Raw genomic sequence first — 3,091 nt, forward strand, 5'->3', positions numbered from 1 at the left:
CACAGGCCCGTTCCGAGGAGCAGCTGGAGGCGGGAGTCCGCCGCGCCCGCCGCCGCCGCGCCGGTGAGCAGACCGAGGACCAGACTGCCGGTGACGTTGACCGTGAACGTCCCCCAGGGGAACACCGAGTCGTGCCGCGACTGCACCGCGCGGTCGGTGAGATAGCGCAGCGGGGCACCCGCCATGGCGCCCAGCATCACGTACAGCCAGTTCACCGCGGCTCCTCGCGGTGCAGGTGCCCGACCGCCTCGCAGCGGTCGAGGAGCACCAGGCCCTCCCCGGCCAGCCCGTCGAGTTCCGGCAGGAAGGCCCGTACGCGCTCCTCGGTGTCGACCACGACGACCGCCACCGGGAGGTCCTCGCTCAGGGACAGCAGCCGGGAGGTGTGGACGACGGAGGTGGCACCGAAGCCCTCGACGCCGCGGAAGACACTCGCCCCCGCGAGCCCGGCCGCGTGGGCCCGGTGGACGATCTCCGAGTAGAGGGGGCGGTGGTGCCAGGTGTCGTTCTCGCCGACGTACACGGTCAGGCGGAGGACGGTGCCGGTCAGCCGTGTCATGACTGTCTCCTGATCAGAACGCGACGGGTCGCCGTGGCGGCCGTCCACACCGCGGCGAGCGCCGCGAGGGGGGTCACCGCGAGGTACACGAGTCCGGTGCCCGCCCCGCCGCCGTCGAACAGGCCGCGGATGCCGGCGGCGTACGTCGAGAAGGTGGTGAAGCCGCCGAGGACGCCGGTGCCGAGGAACGGCCGGAGGAGGGGGTGGGCGGTGCGGACCTCGGTGATGATCACCATGAACACGCCGATCACGGCACAGCCCGTGACATTGACCCAGAGAATCGTCCAGGGGAATCCGTGCGCCGGGGTCGGCCACCACAGGGAGGCCGCGTACCGGGCCACCGCGCCCGCTCCCCCGCCGAGGGCGATCACGGCGATCGCGGGGGCCTGAGCACGGAAGGCGGGGCGGGCCCGAAGGCCCTCGGTTTCCGGGGCTGTCACCGTCGTACGTCTCCCACTCGCTCGGGATCAGTGTAACGGCCGGGCACCGAAGTGGGCACTCCGGAAGCGTGCTACCAGCCTTTGTCGAACATGTGCGCCACCTCGGCGATGCGCACCTCGTCGCGCCGGTAGTACCGGTGGTCGGCGCAGGTGCGCAGCAGGGCGCTGTACTGTCCGCTTCCGGTCGCCTGGGTGGTCGTCGCGTCCACCAAGTCCGGTTCGGAGCTGTTCTCGACCTTCACCTTCTGGCCCGGCACCGGCTTCGCGGAGAACGTCTCCGACCTCGGCGCCTACCGCGACGGCGTCTACTGGCGGTGGATGGGCAACTCCGCCCTCTACGCCGGTCTGGGCGCGCTGCTGTCGACCTGCGTGTCGGCGGTCAGCGGCTACGCGCTGGCGACCTACCGCTTCCGGGGCCGCGAGACGCTGTTCAACGTGCTGCTCGCGGGCGTGCTGATGCCGCCGGTGATCCTCGCCGTCCCGCAGTACCTGCTGCTGGCGCAGGCGGACCTCACGGACTCCTACCTGTCCGTGCTGCTCCCCCAGATCCTCTCCCCGTACGGCGTCTACCTCGCGCGGATCTACGCCGCGGCCGCGGTGCCGGCGGACGTGGTGGAGGCCGGCCGGATGGACGGCGCGGGCGAGTGGCGGATCTTCACGCGGGTCGCGCTGCCCATGATGGTGCCCGGCCTGGTGACGGTGTTCCGGTTCCAGTTCGTGGCGGTCTGGAACAACTTCCTGCTGCCGTACATCATGCTCAGCGACGACGAGAAGTTCCCGATCACCCTCGGGCTGTACACGCTGCTCGAACAGGGTGCCGGCACCCCGGCGCTGTACACACTGGTGATCACGGGAGCGTTCCTCGCGGTGTTCCCGCTGATCGCGCTCTTCCTGGTCATCCAGCGGTTCTGGAGTCTCGACCGGACCTGCTCTCCGGGGCCGTAAAGTCATGACCATGAGCAGCACGGGGGGCAGGCGCAAGCCGCCGACGATCCACGACGTGGCGCGCGAGGCCGGTGTCTCGCGCGGCACCGTCTCGCGGGTGCTCAACGGCGGCCACTACGTCAGCCCCACCGCGGCGGAGGCGGTCGACGCCGCGATCCGCAAGACGGGTTACGTGGTGAACCGGCACGCCCGGTCGCTGATCACCGGCCGGTCCGACTCGGTGGGCTTCCTGCTCACCGAGCCCCAGGAGCGGTTCTTCGAGGACCCCAACTTCAATGTCCTGCTGCGTGGTTGCACGCAGGCGCTGGCCGCGCACGGCGTGCCGCTGCTGCTGATGCTGGCCGGTACGGACGACGAACGGCGGCGCATCACGCGGTACATCACCGCCGGGCACGTCGACGGGGTGCTGCTGGTGTCCAGCCACTCCGGTGACCCGGTGGCCGAGGAACTGCGCGCGGCCGGGGTGCCGCTGGTCGCGTGCGGAAAACCGATCGGGCTGGGCTCGAAAGTGAGTTACGTGGCGTCCGACGACCGGGACGGCGCACGGGACATGGTGCGGCATCTGCTGGCGCTGGGACGGCGCCGGATCGGCGTGGTGACCGGCCCGCTCGACACCCCGGGCGGCGTGGAGCGCCTCGCCGGGTACCGGGAGGTGCTCGCGGAGGCGGGAGTGGAGGCCGACGAGCGGCTCGTCGTCTCCGGTGACTACAGCAGGGCCAGCGGTGAGGCGGGCGCCGAGCGGCTGCTGGCGCGGGCCCCGGACGTGGACGCCGTGTTCGTCGCGTCCGACCTGATGGCCCAGGGCGTGCTCACCGCGCTGCAGCGGGCGGGGCGCCGGGTGCCGGAGGACGTCGCGGTCGGCGGGTTCGACGACTCCCCCGCCGCCGTGGCGGCGAGCCCCGAGCTCACCACGATCCACCAGCCGTGGGACCGCATCAGCACGGAGATGGTGCGGGTGCTGCTGGCACAGATCGGCGGGGAGGACCCGGCGGCGGTGATCCTGCCGACGGAGCTGGTGAAACGCGACTCGACCTGAGGAGCACGCCCGCTCCGGGACACACCGCTCTCGTGGAGCCGCGCGACCCGGGAAACGCGCGACCCGGGAAACGGCGGCGTGCACTCCTCGCGGTGCACGCGCGCACCCCGG

Annotated in this window: 5 protein-coding genes and 1 pseudogene; 2 read left to right on the forward strand and 4 right to left on the reverse strand. The window is 71.9% G+C overall.

Annotated elements, in window-relative coordinates; all coding sequences use genetic code 11:
- The 4 genes from B9S61_RS06110 to B9S61_RS40675 all read right to left on the reverse strand — a co-directional run.
- A partial coding sequence (locus B9S61_RS06110) for a CrcB family protein (RefSeq protein WP_181007268.1) occupies positions 1-215 on the reverse strand: 215 nt, incomplete at its 3' end.
- Positions 212-559, reverse strand: a complete 348-nt coding sequence (locus tag B9S61_RS06115; RefSeq protein WP_103541271.1) for a DUF190 domain-containing protein — start codon at positions 557-559, stop codon at positions 212-214. The genes B9S61_RS06115 and B9S61_RS06110, both read right to left, overlap by 4 nt.
- The gene (locus B9S61_RS06120) at positions 556-999 is read right to left on the reverse strand and encodes a CrcB family protein (protein WP_103541272.1); all 444 of its coding nucleotides are present in this window, start codon (positions 997-999) and stop codon (positions 556-558) included. Before B9S61_RS06120 ends, B9S61_RS06115 begins: the two co-directional genes overlap by 4 nt.
- 71 nt (positions 1,000-1,070) lie before the next feature.
- Positions 1,071-1,211, reverse strand: a complete 141-nt coding sequence (locus B9S61_RS40675; RefSeq protein ID WP_219819895.1) for a hypothetical protein — start codon at positions 1,209-1,211, stop codon at positions 1,071-1,073.
- Here B9S61_RS40675 and B9S61_RS06125 point away from each other — a divergent pair.
- Both B9S61_RS06125 and B9S61_RS06130 read left to right on the forward strand, forming a co-directional pair.
- Positions 1,162-1,952, forward strand: a pseudogene (locus tag B9S61_RS06125) (carbohydrate ABC transporter permease); the annotation flags it as partial. The gene B9S61_RS40675 and the pseudogene B9S61_RS06125 sit on opposite strands and share 50 nt — an antisense overlap.
- On the forward strand, positions 1,949-2,980 hold the full coding sequence (locus B9S61_RS06130; protein ID WP_103541273.1) for a LacI family DNA-binding transcriptional regulator: 1,032 nt from the start codon (positions 1,949-1,951) through the stop codon (positions 2,978-2,980). The pseudogene B9S61_RS06125 and the gene B9S61_RS06130, both read left to right, overlap by 4 nt.
- Positions 2,981-3,091: the final 111 nt, after the last annotated feature.

Source organism: Streptomyces sp. SM1, assembly GCF_002910825.1.
In the GTDB taxonomy this organism is placed as follows: domain Bacteria; phylum Actinomycetota; class Actinomycetes; order Streptomycetales; family Streptomycetaceae; genus Streptomyces; species Streptomyces okerensis.